The following is a 381-nucleotide window of genomic DNA, read 5'->3' as shown; positions in this document are numbered from 1 at the left end:
TCTAGCGTCTAAGACACACGGTCCTCACGGACCATATGTGAAATTAATTGGTTTGATGTCTTGATGAATCTTCAGTTTTCAAGGAACAAAGTGGAGCCTAGCGGGATCGAACCGCTGACCTCCTGCGTGCAAGGCAGGCGCTCTCCCAGCTGAGCTAAGGCCCCATATAGGAATTCTCAAAAAAATGGTGGGCCTAAGTGGACTCGAACCACCGACCTCACGCTTATCAGGCGTGCGCTCTAACCAGCTGAGCTATAGGCCCTCATATTTTGATTGTCGAGAGATTTGGTCTCTCAAAACTGAACGATGGGCAATGCCACATGGGCATTTTCCTTAGAAAGGAGGTGATCCAGCCGCACCTTCCGATACGGCTACCTTGTT

Annotated in this window: 2 tRNA genes; both read right to left on the bottom strand. The window is 49.9% G+C overall.

From position 1 onward, the window contains the following. Positions 1–91 precede the first annotated feature (91 nt). Positions 92–164: transfer RNA gene (locus KNP06_RS15210), tRNA-Ala, on the bottom strand. 21 nt (positions 165–185) lie between these two features. Then, positions 186–262 (bottom strand) — tRNA-Ile (locus KNP06_RS15205). Between the last annotated feature and the right edge of the window lie 119 nt (positions 263–381).

The organism is Exiguobacterium sp. s21, from assembly GCF_018617975.1.
GTDB lineage: Bacteria > Bacillota > Bacilli > Exiguobacteriales > Exiguobacteriaceae > Exiguobacterium > Exiguobacterium mexicanum_A.
This window is presented reverse-complemented; position numbering and strand designations above follow the sequence as displayed.